18 protein-coding genes are annotated in these 18,053 nt (G+C 67.4%); 7 read left to right on the forward strand and 11 right to left on the reverse strand.

Going from position 1 to position 18,053, the window contains the following annotated elements:
• Positions 1 to 11: 11 nt before the first annotated feature.
• From FEF15_RS03435 to FEF15_RS03465, 7 genes are all read right to left on the reverse strand, one after another.
• Positions 12 to 1,553 carry a nitrite reductase gene (locus tag FEF15_RS03435; protein WP_276208187.1) on the reverse strand — a complete coding sequence of 514 codons (1,542 nt, stop codon included), beginning with the start codon at positions 1,551 to 1,553 and terminating at the stop codon, positions 12 to 14.
• Positions 1,550 to 2,401, reverse strand: coding sequence for a uroporphyrinogen-III C-methyltransferase (gene cobA, locus FEF15_RS03440; protein ID WP_163557754.1), 852 nt, complete (start codon positions 2,399 to 2,401; stop codon positions 1,550 to 1,552). Before cobA ends, FEF15_RS03435 begins: the two co-directional genes overlap by 4 nt.
• Positions 2,402 to 2,472: 71 nt before the next feature.
• Positions 2,473 to 3,672: a heme d1 biosynthesis radical SAM protein NirJ gene (gene nirJ / locus FEF15_RS03445; protein WP_163557755.1), complete on the reverse strand. Its 1,200-nt coding sequence runs from the start codon at positions 3,670 to 3,672 to the stop codon at positions 2,473 to 2,475.
• A gap of 26 nt (positions 3,673 to 3,698) precedes the next feature.
• Positions 3,699 to 4,259 (reverse strand): Lrp/AsnC family transcriptional regulator, encoded by a 561-nt coding sequence (locus FEF15_RS03450; RefSeq protein WP_163557756.1) that lies wholly within the window; start codon positions 4,257 to 4,259, stop codon positions 3,699 to 3,701.
• Positions 4,234 to 4,716 carry an AsnC family transcriptional regulator gene (locus FEF15_RS03455; protein WP_163557757.1) on the reverse strand — a complete coding sequence of 161 codons (483 nt, stop codon included), beginning with the start codon at positions 4,714 to 4,716 and terminating at the stop codon, positions 4,234 to 4,236. The genes FEF15_RS03450 and FEF15_RS03455 overlap by 26 nt, the downstream gene beginning before the upstream one ends.
• Positions 4,688 to 5,221: an Lrp/AsnC family transcriptional regulator gene (locus FEF15_RS03460; protein ID WP_163557758.1), complete on the reverse strand. Its 534-nt coding sequence runs from the start codon at positions 5,219 to 5,221 to the stop codon at positions 4,688 to 4,690. Before FEF15_RS03460 ends, FEF15_RS03455 begins: the two co-directional genes overlap by 29 nt.
• Positions 5,218 to 5,706 carry an Lrp/AsnC family transcriptional regulator gene (locus FEF15_RS03465; protein ID WP_163557759.1) on the reverse strand — a complete coding sequence of 163 codons (489 nt, stop codon included), beginning with the start codon at positions 5,704 to 5,706 and terminating at the stop codon, positions 5,218 to 5,220. The genes FEF15_RS03460 and FEF15_RS03465 overlap by 4 nt, the downstream gene beginning before the upstream one ends.
• A gap of 250 nt (positions 5,707 to 5,956) precedes the next feature.
• Here FEF15_RS03465 and FEF15_RS03470 point away from each other — a divergent pair, with 250 nt between their 5' ends.
• The gene (locus FEF15_RS03470; RefSeq protein ID WP_163557760.1) at positions 5,957 to 6,307 is read left to right on the forward strand and encodes a cytochrome c; all 351 of its coding nucleotides are present in this window, start codon (positions 5,957 to 5,959) and stop codon (positions 6,305 to 6,307) included.
• A 27-nt stretch (positions 6,308 to 6,334) separates the two neighbouring features.
• Positions 6,335 to 7,555, forward strand: coding sequence for a cytochrome D1 domain-containing protein (locus FEF15_RS03475; protein ID WP_163557761.1), 1,221 nt, complete (start codon positions 6,335 to 6,337; stop codon positions 7,553 to 7,555).
• 80 nt (positions 7,556 to 7,635) lie between these two features.
• Here FEF15_RS03475 and FEF15_RS03480 read toward each other — a convergent pair whose 3' ends face one another.
• Positions 7,636 to 8,793: a cytochrome P450 gene (locus tag FEF15_RS03480; protein WP_163557762.1), complete on the reverse strand. Its 1,158-nt coding sequence runs from the start codon at positions 8,791 to 8,793 to the stop codon at positions 7,636 to 7,638.
• 208 nt (positions 8,794 to 9,001) lie between these two features.
• Between FEF15_RS03480 and FEF15_RS03485 the strand changes: the two genes are divergently transcribed.
• On the forward strand, positions 9,002 to 9,565 hold the full coding sequence (locus tag FEF15_RS03485; protein WP_163557763.1) for a YIP1 family protein: 564 nt from the start codon (positions 9,002 to 9,004) through the stop codon (positions 9,563 to 9,565).
• Positions 9,566 to 9,675: 110 nt separating this feature from the next.
• Complete coding sequence (hmpA, locus tag FEF15_RS03490) at positions 9,676 to 10,845, forward strand: NO-inducible flavohemoprotein (protein ID WP_163557764.1); 1,170 nt, start codon at positions 9,676 to 9,678, stop codon at positions 10,843 to 10,845.
• 72 nt (positions 10,846 to 10,917) lie between these two features.
• On the opposite strand, the gene FEF15_RS03495 is transcribed toward hmpA, so the two are convergent.
• The 3 genes from FEF15_RS03495 to norR all read right to left on the reverse strand — a co-directional run bounded on the left by FEF15_RS03495 (position 10,918) and on the right by norR (position 13,702).
• Positions 10,918 to 11,622 (reverse strand): succinate dehydrogenase iron-sulfur subunit, encoded by a 705-nt coding sequence (locus FEF15_RS03495; protein WP_163557957.1) that lies wholly within the window; start codon positions 11,620 to 11,622, stop codon positions 10,918 to 10,920.
• Between the two features lie 73 nt (positions 11,623 to 11,695).
• Entirely contained in the window at positions 11,696 to 12,043 is a 348-nt protein-coding gene (locus FEF15_RS03500) for a hexameric tyrosine-coordinated heme protein (RefSeq protein ID WP_205598467.1), read from the reverse strand.
• Positions 12,044 to 12,178: 135 nt separating this feature from the next.
• Entirely contained in the window at positions 12,179 to 13,702 is a 1,524-nt protein-coding gene (gene norR, locus FEF15_RS03505) for a nitric oxide reductase transcriptional regulator NorR (RefSeq protein WP_163557765.1), read from the reverse strand.
• Positions 13,703 to 13,868: 166 nt separating this feature from the next.
• On the opposite strand from norR, the gene ytfE reads away from it, so the two are divergent.
• The 3 genes from ytfE to FEF15_RS03520 all read left to right on the forward strand — a co-directional run bounded on the left by ytfE (position 13,869) and on the right by FEF15_RS03520 (position 17,968).
• Positions 13,869 to 14,525, forward strand: coding sequence for an iron-sulfur cluster repair protein YtfE (gene ytfE, locus FEF15_RS03510; RefSeq protein ID WP_163557766.1), 657 nt, complete (start codon positions 13,869 to 13,871; stop codon positions 14,523 to 14,525).
• A gap of 73 nt (positions 14,526 to 14,598) precedes the next feature.
• Positions 14,599 to 15,738, forward strand: coding sequence for a methyl-accepting chemotaxis protein (locus FEF15_RS19595; RefSeq protein WP_163557767.1), 1,140 nt, complete (start codon positions 14,599 to 14,601; stop codon positions 15,736 to 15,738).
• A gap of 1 nt (position 15,739) precedes the next feature.
• A complete protein-coding gene (locus FEF15_RS03520) occupies positions 15,740 to 17,968 on the forward strand; it encodes an EAL domain-containing protein (protein WP_163557768.1) in 2,229 nt (742 codons plus the stop codon).
• Positions 17,969 to 18,053 lie beyond the last annotated feature (85 nt).

The following is an 18,053-nucleotide window of genomic DNA, read 5'->3' on the forward strand; positions in this document are numbered from 1 at the left end:
TGAGAAAGGGCTCAGTGACTGGTGCCCTCCTCGTACTGCGTCTTGTTCCAGATGTTGTACTTGCCCGAGGGCTTCTTCATCGGCATGCGGTCGAGCTCCTCCAGGGTCTCGGCGTCGATGCGCAGCAGCGCGCCGTCGTCGTCCCAGATGCTCAGCAGCAGGGTCTCGCCGTCGCGGTCGAACTCCACGTGGGCGGCGGTCTTGCCGGGCTCGGGAATCAGCGTCTCGGCGATCTCCAGGGTCTGCTTGTCGATCACGTGAATGCGGTCATGGTTGGGGCCGAAGAAGACGTCCACCCAGACGTAGGGCGAGTTGGCGTGGCTGCGCATGAAGAAGCCCGGCCCGTCGGTCTCGATGTGAGTGATCAACGACCAGTCGCTCATGTCGAACACCGACACCAGCCCCTTGTCGATGTGCGGGATCGCCATCACCCGGCGCCCGTCCAGCTCCCAGGTGGTGCCGGCGCCCAGATGCGGCATGCCCTCCAGCGGCAGGTCGGCCACTTTCTCCTCTTGGTCCATGTCGAACACCAGGCCACCGCCGCCGTCGCCGCGGGAGGCGCCCACCAGGTAGCGGTACGACTGGTCGAAGAAGAAGTCATCCATGTAGTCCGGCGCGGCCATGCGGTGGAGGGCGAAGTCGCCCACCAGCGGCTCGTCGCCCTCGGCGAGCGTCTCCGGCCAGCGGATCTCCCACACCTCGGGAATGTCCTTGAGGGCGGCGACGAAACTGTTGCGCGGCGGCGCCGTGTAGACGGCGCTGACCCGCGAGGTGTCGCCGTTCTTGGCCTCGACGGGCAGGGTGGCGATCAGCTCGAGGTCACGGGCGTCGAACAGCACCAGGGTATGCGGCAGGTAGTTGGCGGCCATCACGTAGCGGCCGTCGGCGGAGACGGCGATGTTGCGCATGTTGATGCCGGCGCGCACCTCGGCGGTGACCTCGAGGTTGTAGATGTCGTACTTGGTGATCCAGCCATCGCGGGAACCGAAGTAGACGTAGCGGCCGTCCGGGGTGTACTTGGGCCCGCCGTGCAGCGCATAGCGGCTGGGAAAGCGCTCGATGCGCTCGAAGGTGTCGCCGTCGAGCAGGCTGACGTGGTGATCGCCCGTCTCCACCACGATGAAGAGGTTCTTGAGATCCTCGACCTCGAACACCGGCGCGTCGGGCAGGCTGCCGTGGGGGTGGTTGAGGATATGGCTGGCGCGGATGTCGGCATCCGTCCAGGTCGGCTCCTTCGCGGGCGGCTCGTAGATCCACTCGGCCAGTGCGGCGACCTCGGCATCATCGAGCAGCGCACCGAAGGCCGGCATCTGGGTGGCCGGGCGGCCGTCGCGAATCACGTCCTCGGCGGCAGCCGGCTTGAGCCGCGAGAGGTTCTCGGGCAGCAGTGCCGGGCCAATGCCGCCCAGGCGGCCGACGCCATGGCACGCCGAGCAGTGCTGGTTGTACAGCATGTGCGGGTCGGGCTCCTCGGCCGCCGCCGGGAGGGCAATCACGCCGAGCCCCCACAGGGCCCCGGCCAGCAGGGTCGTTACGGTGGTGCGCAGCTTCACAGTGCCAGTCTCCCCATGGCCGGTTCCTCCAGGGTGTGTCGGGTCAGGTGGGTCATCGCCGGCGCCAGGGCGTCGGCCAGGCGCACCACTTCGCCCACCACGATCAGCGTTGGGGGACGGAACGCTTCGCGCTCGATCACCTCGACGACATCGCCCAGGGTGGCCAGCACGTGACGCTGCTCGGGGGTGGTGCCGCGCTCCACCAGGGCCACCGGATGGGAGGCGGGCAGGCCGTGGCGCTGCAGCTCGCGACTGATCAGTTCGGCGTTGGCCAGCCCCATGTAGAACACTACGGTGTGGTTGGGCACCGCCAGGGCCGACCAGTCCAGGGCCAGCTCGCCGTCCGCCTTGGCGTGGCCGGTGACGAAGGTGACGCTCTGGGCGAAGTCGCGATGGGTGAGCGGAAACCCCGAGTAGGTGGAACAGCCCGACGCCGATGTAATCCCCGGCACCACGCGAAAGCCGATGCCATGCGCAATGAGGTACTCGGCCTCCTCGCCGCCGCGCCCGAAGATATAGGGGTCGCCGCCCTTAAGACGCAGCACCCGCTGGCCGTCGCGGGCCAGGCGCACCAGCAAGGCATTGGTCTCCTCCTGGGGCAGGGCGTGGAGACTGGCCGCCTTGCCCACATAGAAGCGGCGCACGCCGGGGCGTGCCAGCGCCAGCACCTCCTGGGAGACCAGGCGGTCGAAGACCAGGCAGTCGGCCTGCTGCAGCAGCGACAGGGCACGCAGGGTCAGAAGCCCCGGATCGCCCGGCCCGGCGCCGACGATGGCGACCTCGCCGGGCGCCAGGGGCGCCTCGTCGAGGTCGAAACTCAGGTGTCGCGATTGGCGATGTGTCGTCATGATCGGCCTCTCCCCCGAAGCGTCAACGCGGTCTTTCGGTCTTTGTGTTGTGGGTCGTTCTGGTGTCGGTGTCAGAGTTCGGTGGCCTGGATGGCGTCGTAGGGCGCCGCCACGCGGCGCACGCTCTCCTCGGCGACACCGATCTCCTCGTTGGAGAGGTAGCAGCCGGGATCCTCCTCCCAGGGGTCACCGGTCACCTTCCAGGCGCGCACGCGGGTATTGCCGTTGCAGATCGCCAGGTAACGGCACTCGGCACAACGCCCCTTGAGCGGCCGCGGGCGCTGGCGGAAGCCCTGCATCAAGGGGTCGGTGGTGTCGCGCCAGATCGCCGAGAAGGGCGTGTCGCGGACGTTGCCCAGGTCGTGATCCCACCAGAAGGTATCGGGGTGGACGTTGCCCAGGTTGTCGATATTGGCGATGTGCTCGCCGGAGGCGTTGCCGCCCCAGTTGCGCAGACGCTGCGCCAGGGCCTCGGCCTGCTCGGGAAAGTGCTCGCGCGCCCATATCAGCAGGAAGGGGCCGTCGGCGTCGTTGTTGCCGGTGACGTATTCGCGCTCGATACCGCGCTCGAGCTCGCTGCGGCAGTGGTCGAAAAGCCGGGTCATGGCGTCACGGGTCATCTGGTGCCAGGCGTCCTGCTTGCTGTGGCGCCGCCCGCGGCCGCCGTAGTTCAAGTGCGAGAGGTAGAACTTGTCGACGTCGTGCTCGTCCAGCAGCGCCAGGATATCGCCGAGCTGTTCGTAGTTCTCGCGGGTCAGGGTGAAGCGCAGGCCCACCTTGATGCCGCGCTCCTTGCACAGCTCGACGGCGTGCATCGACTCGCGGAACGCCCCCTGGCGCTGGCGGATGACGTCGTGGGTGGCCTCCAGGCCATCGATGCTGATGCCCACGTAGTCGTAGCCGACGTCGGCGATCGCATCGATGTTGGCCTCGGTGATCAGGGTGCCGTTGGTGGAAAGCCCGGTGTAGATACCCAGTGACCGGGCACGGCGCGACAGCTCGAAGATGTCGGGGCGCATCAGCGGCTCGCCGCCCGAGAGGATCAGCGCCGGCACGCGGAATCGCTGCAGGTCGTCGAGCACCGCCCAGGCTTCGTCCGTGGAGAGCTCGCCGGCGAAGTCGATGTCCGCCGAGGTGGTGTAGCAGTGCTTGCAGGTGAGGTTGCAGCGCCGGATCAGGTTCCAGATCACCACCGGACCGGGTGGCTTGCGGGCCGGCGGCACCGGGGTCGGCTCGACCAGGGACTTGATGTAGCGGGTGACTCGGAACATGGGACTCTCCTCGGAAGCGGCAGCGCCTAGCGCGGCGGATCCTGCCGGTCGGAGCGGCCGGCCAGGCGCAGGCCGGTCTTCTTGAGAATGCGCGAGCTGTAGAGGATGCGGTGGTCGCGGCAGGCATCGCCGAGCCGCTGACGCAGTTGCTCGGCCTGGCGCTCCACCTCGTCACGGGTGCGCCCGTGTAGCATGACGAAGAGGTTGTAGGGCCACGCCGGCAGGTGGCGCGGCCGGCGGTAGCAGTGGCTGACGCCGGGCACCCGGGCCACCTCGCGACCCAGGCGATCGACCTGGGCGTCATCCACGTCCCACACCGTCATGCCGTTGGCCACGTAGCCCAGGCGGTAGTGGTTGGGCACCGCGGCCACGCGGCGGATGATGCCGGCGTCCTGCATGCGCGCCAGGCGCTCACGGACTGCGTCGCCGTCGAGGCCCAGCGGCTTGCCGACCGCCGTCCAGGGGTCGGGCACCAGCGGCAGGCCGGCCTGGGTGGCCACCACGATGGCGCGATCGAGGGCATCCAGCCCGTCAGGACGGTCAGCAGAGCTCGCTCCGGGCTCAGACGGGCAGGTGGAGACGGACATGGAATTCCTCCTGCTTGGGCATGTTGTAGACGGGCAGGCCGGTGGCCGTCTCGATGGCGGCAATCACCTCGCCGATGCGTTCCGGGGTCTCGGTGGCGAGCACGAACCACATGTTGAGGCGATGCTCGCGTCGGTAGTTGTGGGCCACCTCGGGAAAGGCGTTGACGCGTTCGGTGACCCGTGCGTAGTCGGGTTCGGGTACCGCCAGCGCGGCCAGGGTCAGGCCGCCGCCCAGCCGCTCGGCGTGGTACATCGGCCCGAAGCGGCTCAGCACGCCGCTCTCCAGCAGACGTTCGAGGCGGTAGAGCAGTTCGCCCTCGGAGAGGCCGAGCTCGGCGGCGACGGCGGCATAGGGCGCGGCCACCAGCGGCAGGCCCTCCTGGAGGCGGTTGACGATGCCCCGGTCGGCGGCATCCAGCGTGGCCGGCTCAGAGCGGATGGCGGGCGCGGCGTTCATGGCTCGTGTCCTCTGGGGTGAAGCGGCCGCCGCACTGCTTGTACAACCGGTGGCTGAACAGCACGCAGTGGGGAATGGCCTCGAGGCCCTGGCGGGCAACGATCTCGGCGAGCTGCGCCTCGACCTGCGCGCGACGGGTACCGTGGATCATGCAGAAGAGGTTGTAGGGCCAGCCGGGGCGCCGCGGGCGGCGATAGCAGAGCGTGACGGCGGGCTCGTCGGCGAGCTGACGCCCCAGCTCGCCCACGGCCTCGTCGTCTACGTCCCACACCACCATGGCGTTGGCGGCGATGCCCAGGGCGCGGTGGCGCACCACCAGGCCCAGGCGCTTGATCAGGCCCTCGCGCTGCCAGCGCGCGACGCAGTCGAGCACCTCGGCCTCGGTCAGCCCGCACTGCTCGGCGAGGCGCTGCCAAGGGCGCGCGGTGAGCGGCAACCCCTGCTCCAGCAGGGCGCGCAGGCGCTGCTCGGCGGCGCTGTGAATCGACGATGGCGTTGCCGTCATGCCCCCTCCAGCTCATGCCAGGGAATGGAAAAGCTCAGGTCGATGTGGAACGCCTCGAGCATGGGCAGGCACAGCACGGCCTGACCCAGCTCGGCTTCCAGCGCCTCGAGACGGGCGGTGAGCGCGGCCTCGTCGGCCGCGGTCATCACGAACCAGAGGTTGTAGGGCTGCTCGCGGGCCGGATCTTCGCGTGCATAGTTGTGATTGACGCCGGGACAGGCGTTGATCACCGCCGCGACCGCGTCGCGCTCGGCATCCGGGACGGCCACCGCGGCGAGCAGGCTGGCACCGGCCCGGGCGTGGTCGAACACCGGTCCGACTCGGCTCAGCACGCCCTCGGCCTCCAGGCGCTCGAGGCGGGCGAGCACCGCCGCCTCGCTCACCCCGAGCCGCTCGGCCATGGCCGCGAACGGTCGCTCGCACAGCGGCAGGTCGCGCTGGTAAGTATCGATGAGGCGGCGATCGAGGGCGTCGAGTACGACCATGGGCAGTCACCGGGTCTAGTGGGATCATGCAGCTAAGGGGTATCTTACATGCCACATCCAGCGGCGAAGCCACGATCACAACTGCCGTTGACGCAGGTCAAAAGAGGCATCTGCCATGCCGCTTTTATGGCGGCAGGACACGGTAAAGGCCGCCGCCATTGACACCGGTCAAAGCAACGCCAGCGGTCCGGCGGGACACTCGACCCAGCGCCCCGCGGCGCCCCGTCCACCCTGCATCGCGAGGCTTTCCATGCACCTGCCGGCCCCGACCCTGCTGCTCTGCGCCCTTCTGGCCCCGCTGGCGGTCCAGGCGGAACCACAGGTCCCCGACGCCGAACGCCAGGCCGAACTGGAGACGCTGCTCTATCAGGATTGCGGCTCCTGCCACGGCATGACCTTGCGCGGGGGGCTGGGACCCGCCCTGCCGCAGAGCCGGATGAACCACTACACGGTGGAGGCGCTGAGTCACCTCATCCTGCACGGCATTCCCGGCACCGCCATGCCGGGCTGGAAGGCGCTGATCAGCGAGGAAGACGCCCGCTGGCTCGCCGACCACTTGCAGAACGACACGCCCCTCGAATCGCTGAATGGACAGGACTGATCCTGCCACTGGACTAGGAGAGCCCCGATGCCGCTTCCCGCTCCGCTAAAGACGCTGCTGGCGGCCACCAGCCTGGCGCTGCTGACCGCCACGTCGGCTACCGCCGAAACGCCGGCCAATGACGTTCCCGAACGTCGCGCCACCGGCGATTTGGGCGTGGTAATCGAGCGCGCCACCGGCAGCGTGGCGCTGGCCGACACCACCGACAAGCGCGTACTCGAACGCGTCGATGGCTTCGGCGATCTCTCCCACGCTTCGGTGAAGTTCAGCCGCGATGCCCGTCACGCCTTCGTGTTCGGCCGCGACGGCGGGCTGACCCGCCTCGACCTGCTCACCGGCGAGATCGACGGGCGAGTCATCCAGTCCGGCAACAGCATCGGCGGCGCCATCTCCCAGGACGGCCGCTACGTCGCGGTGGGCAACTACGAGCCCGGCGGCGTCAAGGTGTTCGACGCCGAGACCCTGGAGCTGGTCGCCGACGTGCCCGCCGACTACCAGACGGCCGACGGCGACACCGCCCAGGCCAAGGTGGTGGGCGTGGTGGACGCCCCCGGCAACCGCTTCGTATTCAGCCTCTTCGAGGCGAACCAGATCTGGGTACTGGACATGAGCGGCGACGAACCGGAAGTGACCAAGTACCGCGACATCGGCAGCCAGCCCTACGACGCCCTGATCACCGCCAACGGCCGCTACTACATCGCGGGCCTGTTCGGCGAGGACGGCATGGCGCTGCTCGACCTGTGGCATCCCGAGGCGGGCGTCACGCGCATCCTGCCCGACTACGGCCGCGGCGAAGAACGCCTGCCGGTCTACAAGATGCCCCACCTGGAGGGCTGGGCCATGGCCGGCGACCAGGCGTTCTTTCCGGCGGTGGGTCGCCACGAAGTGCTCATTGCCGACACCGACGACTGGTCGCTCACCGGTCGCATCCCCGTCCAAGGCCAGCCGATCTTCGTGATGAGCCGCCCCGACGAGCGTCAGGTGTGGGTTACCTTCGCCCACCCCGACAACAGCGTGGTGCAGGTCATCGATACCCAGACCCATGAGGTGATCGAGACCCTCGCGCCGGGCGAGTCGGTGCTGCACAAGGAGTTCACCCCGCGCGGCGAGCACATCTGGATCTCGGCCCGCGACAGCGACACCGTCACCGTCTACGACACCCGCACCTTCGAGAAGCTGGCGACTCTGGAGGCGGAATCGCCCAGCGGCGTCTTCTTCACCCACCGGGCGCACCGCATCGGTTTGTAAGCGCGCCTGCAAACGCCAGGGCCCGGGTCGATGACTCGGGCCCTGGCGTTGGGATCGCCGCTGCGTGACGCTCCTCGGCCTCAGCGCGTCACCTGCAGCGGCACCGTCGAATACCCGCCGGCGGGGAAGCGAGCACGCACCGCCGGCTTGTCGGGCACCAGCGCCAGCTCCGTGGTGCCGGCGAGCAGCGCCTCCATGAACAGCTTGAGCTCCAGGCGCGCCAGCGGCGCACCGGGACAGACGTGGATGCCGGCACCGTAGAGCAGGTTGTCCTGGGGGTCGCGGTCGAGGCGCAATTCGTCGGGGTCGCCGAACACCGCCTCGTCGCGGTTGGCCGAACCCCACAGGAGCGTCAGCCGCTCACCAGCAGGGATGTGTCGTCCGCCGATCGTCACCGGCCGCGTGGTGACGCGACGGTTGGACATCAGCGGTGCATCGAGGCGCAGGATCTCGTCGATGGCGGCCGGCAGCCGTTCGGGCTCGCCACGCAGCCGCGCCTGCAGTTCGGGATGGGCGGCGAGGTAGCGCATCAGAATACCGATGCTCGCCGAAATGGTGCCCAATTCGCCCACCGTCCAGTTGCGCAGGATGCTGACGATCTCCTCGTCGGTTAGCGCTCGCCCCTCCACGGTTTCGTTCATGATGCGGGTGGTGACGTCGTCGGGGGCCGTGTCGCCAGCGGCGCGGCGGGACTCCAGCAGGTCGCGAATCACCCCGTCGAACTCCAGCGCCAGCTCCACCAGTGCCTGGCGATCGCCGGCCAGAGTGGCGGCCTGCTGACGATGCACCCAGTCGCGCAGCGGCTCGTGCAGACTCGCCGGCCAGCCCATGAAGGCGCACTGGATCTCGAGGGCGAAATTCTGGCCCAGCTCGGCCATGGCCTCGATCTCGCCCGATTCCGGCAGGCGCGCCACCAAGTCCTCGGCGATCTCGCGGCAGCGCGGCGCGAACGCCGCCATCGGCGCGGGGCCGAAATAGGGCTCGATAAGACGTCGGAAGCGGGTGTGCTCGGGCGGGTCCATGGCGTTGGGCACCGACAGGTGCCGGCTCGCCGCGTTGCTGAAGGTGTCGTGGTCCTCGAGGACGCGTTTTACATCGGCGTGGCGAAACAGCGACCACTGCAGGTAATCGCTGTAAGCCACCGGGCAGCGGCTTCGCATGGCATCGTAGGCGGCGATCTGGTCGCGCTGCACGGCCTCGTCACGCGGGTTCCAGTCAGGGTGCGGGGTCTCGCTCATGGTCTCTCCTCAAGCGGTATCGGCGGAGAGTCACAGGGAACCAGAAGTCGACCAAAGCCGTATTGATGCATGTCACTTACCACAAAATCAGGCCATTGCCGCTCCGTCAGGACCACCGGCGAGCGTGCGCGTTGACAGGCCGGGGGTGAGGGCACTAGTTCTTATAAGAAGACGCTATATTCCATGGCGCACGAACCGGAGGCGACCCATGAACGTCACAACCCTCCTGCAGCTGCCGTTCACCCGGACTCTGGGCTGGAAGGAGCTCCAGCGGCGCCAGATCTCGATACCGTCCCTGGCCTGGCTAGTGGTGGTACCCCTGTCACTGCTGCCGCCGGTGCTGCTCTACTACGCCGGCACCCATTATGGGGATGCCTTCGTGGCAGGGTTCGGTGAGCGGCCGTGGCGCTACATCACTACCATCCTGTTCCTCGCCGAGCTGCTCACCTTCTTCGTGATGGGCTGGCTGATCCACGCCGTGGTCAACAGCGAAGAGATGTCGATCAGCTACCACGACGCCTACCTGCTGGCCGCCCTGGCGCCACTGCCACTGTGGACCGCCTCGCTGGCGCTGCTGATCCCCAGCCTGCTGTTCAACGTGGTGGTCGTGCTGGCGGCGCTGGGCATCTCGTGCAGCCTCATCTACCACGGGCTGCAGGGCCTCTGCGAACGGGGCGACAACGACGTGGTGGCCATGTCGGCCACCTATACCGTCATGGCCGCCGGCGTACTCGCCTGGGGGCTGTTGATGGCGATCGTCTGGGCCTACTAGCAAGAGATCGCAGCACGACAAAGTGTCGCACCCTCAGGGGTTGGCGAGCCAAGGCGCCACCCATAAGATGCATCTGATTTACATCTTATAATTCCCCTGAGGTTCACCCCATGTTGACCCACGACCAGGAACGCCTGATCGAGGCCACCGCCCCCGTGGTGGCCGAGCATCTCGACGCCATCACCCAGCGCTTCTACCCGCTGATGTTCACGCGCTACCCGGAAGTGAAACCGCTGTTCAACCAGGCCCACCAGCAGGATGGCGGCCAGCCGCGTGCCCTGGCCGGGGCGGTACTGGCTTATGTAGGGCTGCGCCAGGATCCCCAGCAGGCGCGTGGCGTGCTGGCCACCGTGGTCAGCAAGCACGTCTCCCTGGGTATTCAGCCCGACCAGTACCCCATCGTCGGCGAGTGCCTGATGGCCGCCATCGGCGAGGTGCTGGGCGAGGCGGTGACGCCGGAAATCGCCGCGGCCTGGAGCGGCCTCTACGAGGAACTCGCCGGCCTGCTCATCGAGCTGGAGGACCATCGCTACCGGGAGTTCGAGCAGCGCCCCGGTGGCTGGCGCGGCACGCGCCGCTTCCGCATCGCCGAGACCCGCCAGGAGAGCGCGATGATCCGCTCCTTCGTACTGGAGCCCGAGGACGGCGGCCCGGTGGCCGGTCACCAACCGGGCCAGTTCATCGGCGTGAAGCTGACCATCGACGGCGAGCCGGTCTATCGGCACTACAGCCTCTCGGACGTGCCGAACGGCAGCCACTACCGGATCTCGGTGAAGCGCGAGCCGGAGGGCCGCGCCAGCCGTCACCTGCACGACACCCTGGCCGTCGGCGACACCCTGGAGCTGCTGCCGCCCGCCGGCGATCTTACCCTGGCCGATGGCGACGAGCCGCTGCTGCTGGCCAGTGGCGGCGTTGGCCAGACGCCAATGCTGCCGATGGCCCGCCATGCCCTGGCCGAGGGGCGCCAGGTGGTCTACCTGCACGCCGCCCTGGATGCCGAGCACCACGCCTTCCGCGACGAAGTCGCGGCACTGGCCGAAGCACATCCGGAGCGACTCCTCACAGTGACCGTTCACGAGCACGGTGACGCCGCCGATCACGTGGGGCGAGTCGACCGCGCGCTGCTCGAGAGACTGCTGCCCGAGGGGGCGTGCTGCTACTTCGTGGGTCCCCAGGGCTTCATGACCGCCGTGGACCAGGCACTCGCCGAGCTGGGCGTGCCGGGCGAGCGTCGCCACTACGAGCACTTCGGCCCCTCGCGTCCCCTCGACGCCGCCTGAACCCAGCCGCGGAACACGACGCCCCGGCCATGCCGGGGCGTCGTCGTGCTGTTTCGGTGCTGGAGATGGGTCTCAGCTGCCGCGCGCCAGCAGCAACGCCTTGATATGGCCGATGGCCCGCATCGGGTTGAGCCCCTTGGGACAGACCCAGGTGCAGTTGGCGATCTGTCGGCAGCGGAACACGCTGAAGGGATCATCGAGAGCCGCCAGGCGTTCATCGGTGGCGGTGTCGCGGCTGTCGATCAGGAAGCGGTAGGCCTGCAGCAGGCCGGCCGGGCCGATGTACTTGTCGGGATTCCACCACCAGGAGGGACAGGCCGAGCTGCAGCAGGCGCACAGGATGCATTCGTAGAGGCCATCGAGCTTCTCGCGATCCGTCGGGCTCTGGCGTCGCTCGGTGGCGGTGGGCGGCTGGTCGTTGATCAGCCAGGGACGAATCTTCTCGAACTGACGGAAAAACAGCGTCTGATCGACGACCAGGTCGCGAATCACCGGCATGCCCGGCAGCGGACGCACGGTCAGGATATCGGCACTTCCCAGCACTTCTTCCACCGGGGTAACGCAGGCCAGGCCGTTCTTGCCGTTGATGTTCATGCCATCGGAACCGCACACCCCTTCCCGGCAGGAACGCCGATAGGCCAGGGTGACATCCCGCTGCTTCAGATGCTCGAGGACGTCAAGCACCATCGCTTTGCGGTAGCGCTCCTCCACTTCCAGCGTTTCGAGGCGTGGCCGGTCATCCTTCTCGGGGTGGTAGCGATAGAGCCGCACCTTGATCATGGCTGCTCTCCTCCTCGAATCACGCTGCCCAGCAGGCCAGCTGCCGGCCACCAGAACTCAGTCACCCGCATCACTCCCGCCAATAGTCGTTAGCCGCGGCAATGGTCTGGAAGTGCGTGGCGATGACATGGGAGACCGCGATCAGGCTGTCCGGATCCTCGGCATATTCGGGGCGCTGCGCCTTGCGCACCTCGGCATCCGGCTGGGTGGTGGCGACCCCTTTCTGGGAGAGCGTCACTGCCAGGGCGAAGCCCTCCTGAGGTGTTTCGGTCATGAGGCTAGGCAGCCAGGCATCGGGGGAACCATTCTCCTCGTGCTCATCCGCCATGGCCACACTGCCCAATCCCAGCGTGGCGGCCAGCAGCAGGGCACCCGTGACCTTGCCTAGCGGGGAATACTCTCGATGGGGCGTCGACATGATGGCCTCCTGCGTTGTCTTGCACTGCGGGACTGCGGGGCCCGCCATTAAGATGTATAAAAAATACATCTTTAAAGGTAGCCAAGGGCGCAACGGCGTCAAGGCGAGCCCGCCAAGCCCCCTCCAGCCCGAGGCCTACTTGAGCCCCAGCCGCCGGGCCAGCTTGTGCAGGTTGCTGGGATCTAGCTCAAGGCGCCGAGCCGCCGCCGCCCAGCGACCGTCGCAGGCCGCCAGGGCTTCGCGGATCGCTCGACGCTGGGCCCGCTCCACGCACTCGCGCAGGCTCGATGCGGCGACCTCTTCTGAGCTCTCCGACGCTTCCGGTGCGCTGCCGCCTTCCTCGAGGACGGGCAGGTCGAGCCAAGTCGGCTCCAGGGTAATGATCTCGTCGCGCCGAGCGCCTCGGCTCAGGGCCTTGATCGCCGCCCGGCTGATCACGTGCTCCAGCTCGCGCACGTTGCCCGGCCAGGCATAGGCCAGCAGCACCGCCTCGGCTTCCGGCGAGAGGCGAAGGCTGCGCACCCCGAGCCGGGTGCGATTGATCTCCAGGAAGTGGCCGGCCAGCACCAGCACATCGCTGCCCCGATCGCGCAGCGGCGGTATGGCTACGGGATAGACCGACAACCGGTGATAGAGGTCGGCGCGGAAGCTGCCATCGCGCACCGCCTCGGCCAGGCGCCGATTGGTAGCGGCGATGATGCGCACATCGACACGGCGCGGGACGTCCTCGCCTAGACGCTGTACCTCGCCCTCCTGAAGCGCGCGTAACAGCTTGGCCTGGACCGGCAGTGACAGCTCGCCCACCTCGTCGAGAAACAGGGTGCCACCGTCGGCCGCCTCGAAGCGCCCAGCGCGTTCGGCGGTGGCGCCGGAGAAGGCCCCCTTCACATGGCCGAACAGCTCGCTCTCGGCCAGCGACTCGGGCAGGGCGGCGCAGTTGACCTGCACCATCGGCGCAGCGTGGCGGGCAGAGCGGCGGTGCAGGCGGTGGGCGAAGAGCTCCTTGCCGACACCGGTCTCGCCGCTGAGCAGCACCGGCAGATCGGCCCCCGCCACCACATCGAGCTCGCGCAGCAGCCGCTGCAGCACCGCGCTGTGGCCGAGGATATCGCGTGCCTCGGGCGCCGCTAGCGGCAGGCCGCTATCCTGCTGGGCCATGCGCAGGGCGCGCAGGTCACTTTCCAGGCGGCTGACCCGCACCGCCGCCTCGACCCGCAGCGCATAGCGTTCCAGGGCAGACCGGTCGGCGGCATCGAAGGTCCCCGCCTCCAGCGCATCCAGGGTCAGTGCTCCCCAGGGCTCGCCCTCCACGTGCAGGCTGATGCCCATGCAGTCGTGGACATGCAGCGGCTGACCGGGCTGCTGCTCCACCAGACCATCGTAGGGGTCAGGCAAGCTGGCATCGGGTGGGAAAAGGGTGGTGCGCCGACTGGCGAGGATAGTGGCAAGGCGTGGATGCTGGGCCACCTCGAAGCGCCTTCCCAGCGCCTCGCGCACCAGGCCATCCACGGCCAGCGGCACCAGGGTGCCCTCCTCCAGACGCAGCAGACAGACGGCGCCGCAGCGAAACTCCTCGCGCAGGGTACGCACCAGGCGCTGCAGGCGCACCGCGCTGGGCAGGTCGGCGACCAGATCGGCCAGCAGAGTCTCGTCGAGCATGGTGATATCCACCGTCAAAGGGTTCTATCTACCCTAATCGATTCGGGTATTTTTCACCATCATGACCTCGGTGCCCTATGAAACAGGCCGCTGGAAACTGGCACGCCGCTTGCTCGTTAAGGATGCAATGTTTCCCTGTCACGCACCTGACCCAGGAGCTCCTGCCATGACCCTGATCGAACAGACCGTTGGCCGCACCGCCCTGACTCTGCCCGGTGCCACCCGGGTGTTCCGCAACCACAACATCGACTTCTGCTGCGGTGGCCGCATCAGCCTGCGCGAAGCCGCCGAGCGAATCGGCCTGGCACCCCAGGCACTGGTTGACGAGCTCGAGGCGCTGCCGGCCGGGACCAGCGTCGAGCGCGACTGGCAGTCGGCCAGCAACGACGAACTGATCGACCATATCCTGACCCGCTACCACGACGTCCACCGCCAGCAGCTGCCAGAGCTTGTGCGCATGGCCCGTCGCGTCGAGCAGGTCCACGGCGAGCGCGACACCTGCCCCAACGGCCTGGCCGACCTGCTCTCCGTGATCCATCAGGAGATGGAGAGCCATATGCAGAAGGAGGAGCAGATCCTCTTCCCGATGCTGCGCCGGGGCCTGGGTGCACAGGCCCAGGGGCCCATCGCAGTGATGCGCCACGAGCACGACGACCACGGCGAACACCTCGAACAGCTGGCGACGCTGACCGACGATATCACCCCGCCGAAGGGCGCCTGCACCACCTGGCGCGCCCTCTACACCGGGCTGCGCGAGTTCCGTGACGACCTGATGCAGCACATCCACTTGGAGAACAATCTGCTCTTCGAGCGTGCTGGCTGAATCACCGCCGTTCGGCTCCACGTGCCGCCCTTGCCATGGCGGGCGGCTTTCCCCTGACCGACCCGGAGACTTCATGCGACTCTTTCGACGTAACGCTCCGTCGCATCAGCATACCAACAGCGTTGCCGCCGACGCACTGCGCGTCGAGCGCGACCACCTTCAGGCGCGTGTCGACGCCCTGGAAGCCGAGCAGCGGCTCCACCAGCACCTGTTCACCAACCTCACCGGGTTCGGCGACTCCGTGGTGGCCCTGCGCGAATCCTTCTCGGATCTTTCCAAGCTGCTTCTGGGCAACCAGCAAGTCACCGACTTCACCACCAGCGAATCGCAGCGCAGCCAAGATGCCTTGCACGCCATGGTCGATGAACTGCGCGCGCTCAATGCACGCATCGGCCAGGCCGCCGGGCAGGTGACTTCGCTGCGCGGCGACGCCGGTCGCATCGACAACTTCGTCAGCGTCATCGACGAGATCTCCATGCAGACCACGCTGCTGGCCTTCAACGCCAGCATCGAGGCAGCCCGAGCCGGCGATGCCGGGCGGGGCTTCGCCGTGGTGGCCACCGAAGTGCGTCAGCTCGCCTCGCGGACCAACGACGCCACCGACGAGATCGGCGGGCTCAACGGCAGCATCCTGAGCCAGGCCGACCAGGTCGATGGCGTGATGGACGACAACGCCCGCAAGGCCGAGCGCTTGAGCGCCGAGGCCAGCCGCGTCATGCAACGCACCGAACAGCTGCTGGGCCTGAGCGGCGAGAGCAGCCAGGCGCTGGCCTTCTCCGCCATGCTCAGCGAAGTCGAGCTGGCCAACCTGGAGGAGCTGGAAATCAAGCTGGAGGTCTATCGCATCTTCATGGGCCTGTCGGACAAGCGCGCAGAGGACCTACCCGACGAGACCCAGTGTGCCTTGGGGCGTTGGTACTACGACGGTACCGGCAGCCAGCGCTTCTACAGCGACCACGATTTCCAGGCGCTGGAGGCCCCTCACCGCGAAGTGCACCAGCGCGCCATCGAGGCCGTGACCCATCACCAGGAAGGGCGCATGGACGAGGCGATGGACGCCCTGGCGAAGATGGAATCCGCCAATCTGGACGTCATGAAGCGGCTGCGCTACATCATGCGCAAGTATCGGCCGGACACGCGCCAGACCAGCCTGTCTTCGTCCGAAGCGAGGCCGGCCAGCCTGGTCCACGATCCACTGCCGGAAGGCGCGTGACATGAACGCTCCCCAGTCGGTCGAAACCCTGGCGCAAACCATCGGCATCGACACCGACGAAATCGGCGAACGGCTCGCCTTTCTCGAGTTCGGCGCCGATGACGCCCGGCGCCTGCAGGCTCTCGAAGCACCTCTCCAGAACGCCTGGACTCGCCACGCCGATGCTTTCTACGAGCACCTCCTCGAGTTCGATGACACGCGCTCGCTGCTCACCGACCCGGCCGTCATGACACGCCTGCGTACCGCTCACGGACGCTATTTCCAGCGCCTGTTCGACGGCCAGGCAAGCGACGACTACGTGCGCAACCGGCTCAACGTCGGTCTGGTCCACCAGCGCATCGGCCTGGCACCCAAGTGGTACATCGGCGCCTATCGCAAGTACCTCGCCAGTCTGCTGCCCACGCTGCTCGACGAATGCCAGCGCCAAGGCTTGAACGCCGCCGAGGGAATCGATGCGCTGTTCAAGATCGTGACCTTCGATATCTGTCTGGCCATGGACAGCTACATCGATGCCGAGAAGCAGGCCCAGGCCCGCGCCGAGGCGCGCAGCCGGCTGCGCGAACGCGCCATGGACTCGAGCACCAACGGCATTTTCATCGTCGACATCCAGCAAAGCGGCTTCCCCGTGATCTATGCCAACGCCGCCTTCCGGCGGCTGACGGGGCTTGCCAGCAGCGACGACAGCATCGTGCCCTGCCTGTGCCAACACGACGGAAACTGGGAGTCGGGCTGCATGGAGCATATCCGCCGTGCCGTACGATCCCACAGCGAGGGCTATACGGTGCTCGCATTCACCTTGCCTCAGGGCGAGCAGCGCTGGGTGGAACTGTTCGTCTCGCCGGTCGAGAACCGAACCGGAGACAACACCCACTACATCGGTATCCTGCATGACATCACCGAGCGCAAACGGGCCGAGCAACACCTGCGGCATCAGGCCAATCACGATCCATTGACCGGGCTTGCCAACCGCTATCAACTGCATCAGCAGCTCACCCAGGTAACCGAGCACGGAAGACGCGAGCGCATTGGCGTACTGTTTCTCGACCTGGACCGCTTCAAGCTCATCAACGACAGCCTGGGCCACGATACCGGCGACGAGCTGCTGCGCCAGGTCGCGCGCCGCCTGAAACGCTGCCTGCGCGGCAACGACACCATCGCCCGCTTCGGCGGCGACGAATTCGTCGTCCTGCTCGATGACCTCAAGGATCCGATGGACGCGCATACCGTCGCCGACAAGATCCTGGTCGCTCTCGAGCCCTGCTTCGCCATCGGCGAGCACCGCCTGTACGTGTCGACCAGCATCGGCATCAGCCTCTATCCCGAGCACGGCCACGACAGCCAGACGCTGCTCAAGCACGCCGATGCGGCCATGTACCAGTCCAAGGAGGCCGGTCGCAATCGGGTATCGCTCTTCTCGGCCGATCTCAGCCGCCACGCCGAAGCCAGGCTCTCCATCGAGAACGATCTGCGCCAGGCGCTGGAAGAAGATCAGCTGGCGCTTCACTATCAGCCCATCATCGACACCCGTGACGGCCGCATCGTCGGTGCCGAGGCGCTGGTTCGCTGGCACCACCCGAGAGACGGCATGATAGCGCCGGATCGTTTCATTCCCGCCGCAGAGGAGTCGGATCTGATCCTGCCGCTCGGCGCCTGGGTGATCGATCACGCCATTGCCCAGGCTGCCCAATGGCAGCGTCAGGGCCTGAGTCTGCCGGTATCGATCAATCTATCGGTCAAGGAGTGCGACCCCCTGCGTACCACGCCTCTGATCCGTGAAGCACTGACGCGCCACGCCCTGGATCCTGGCCTACTGCAAATCGAGATCACCGAAACGGTCATGATGGAGCAGATCGAACGCATGCTCCCCATGCTGAAGTCGCTGCGGGCGCTGGGGGTAAGGATGGCGATGGATGACTTCGGCACCGGCTATTCGAGCCTGCGCTACCTGCGCGACTTGCCGCTGGACACCCTGAAGATCGACAAATCCTTCATCACTCGCGTCATGAGCGAACCGGCCGACCAAGCCATCGTCTCGGCGGTGATCTCACTGGCCGGCAAGCTGGACATCCACGTGATTACCGAAGGAGTCGAGCAGCGCGCTCAGGTCGACTGGCTGGCAGGTGCCGGCTGCCATACCGTACAGGGCTTCTACTACGCCCGCCCCATGCCCGCCGAAGAACTCGAGCCGCTACTGAGACAACGCCAGGGGCTGCCAGTCCCCGCCTCCTGATGCAGCGGGAAGCGGCCTCTCGATCCGTGCCGGCAGATCGCCTGTCGGCACCACACGGCGACGCACCGAACGGGGCCCCTCCCCG

Origin of the sequence: Halomonas sp. NO4 (genome assembly GCF_010994375.1) — a bacterium.
Classification (GTDB): domain Bacteria; phylum Pseudomonadota; class Gammaproteobacteria; order Pseudomonadales; family Halomonadaceae; genus Halomonas.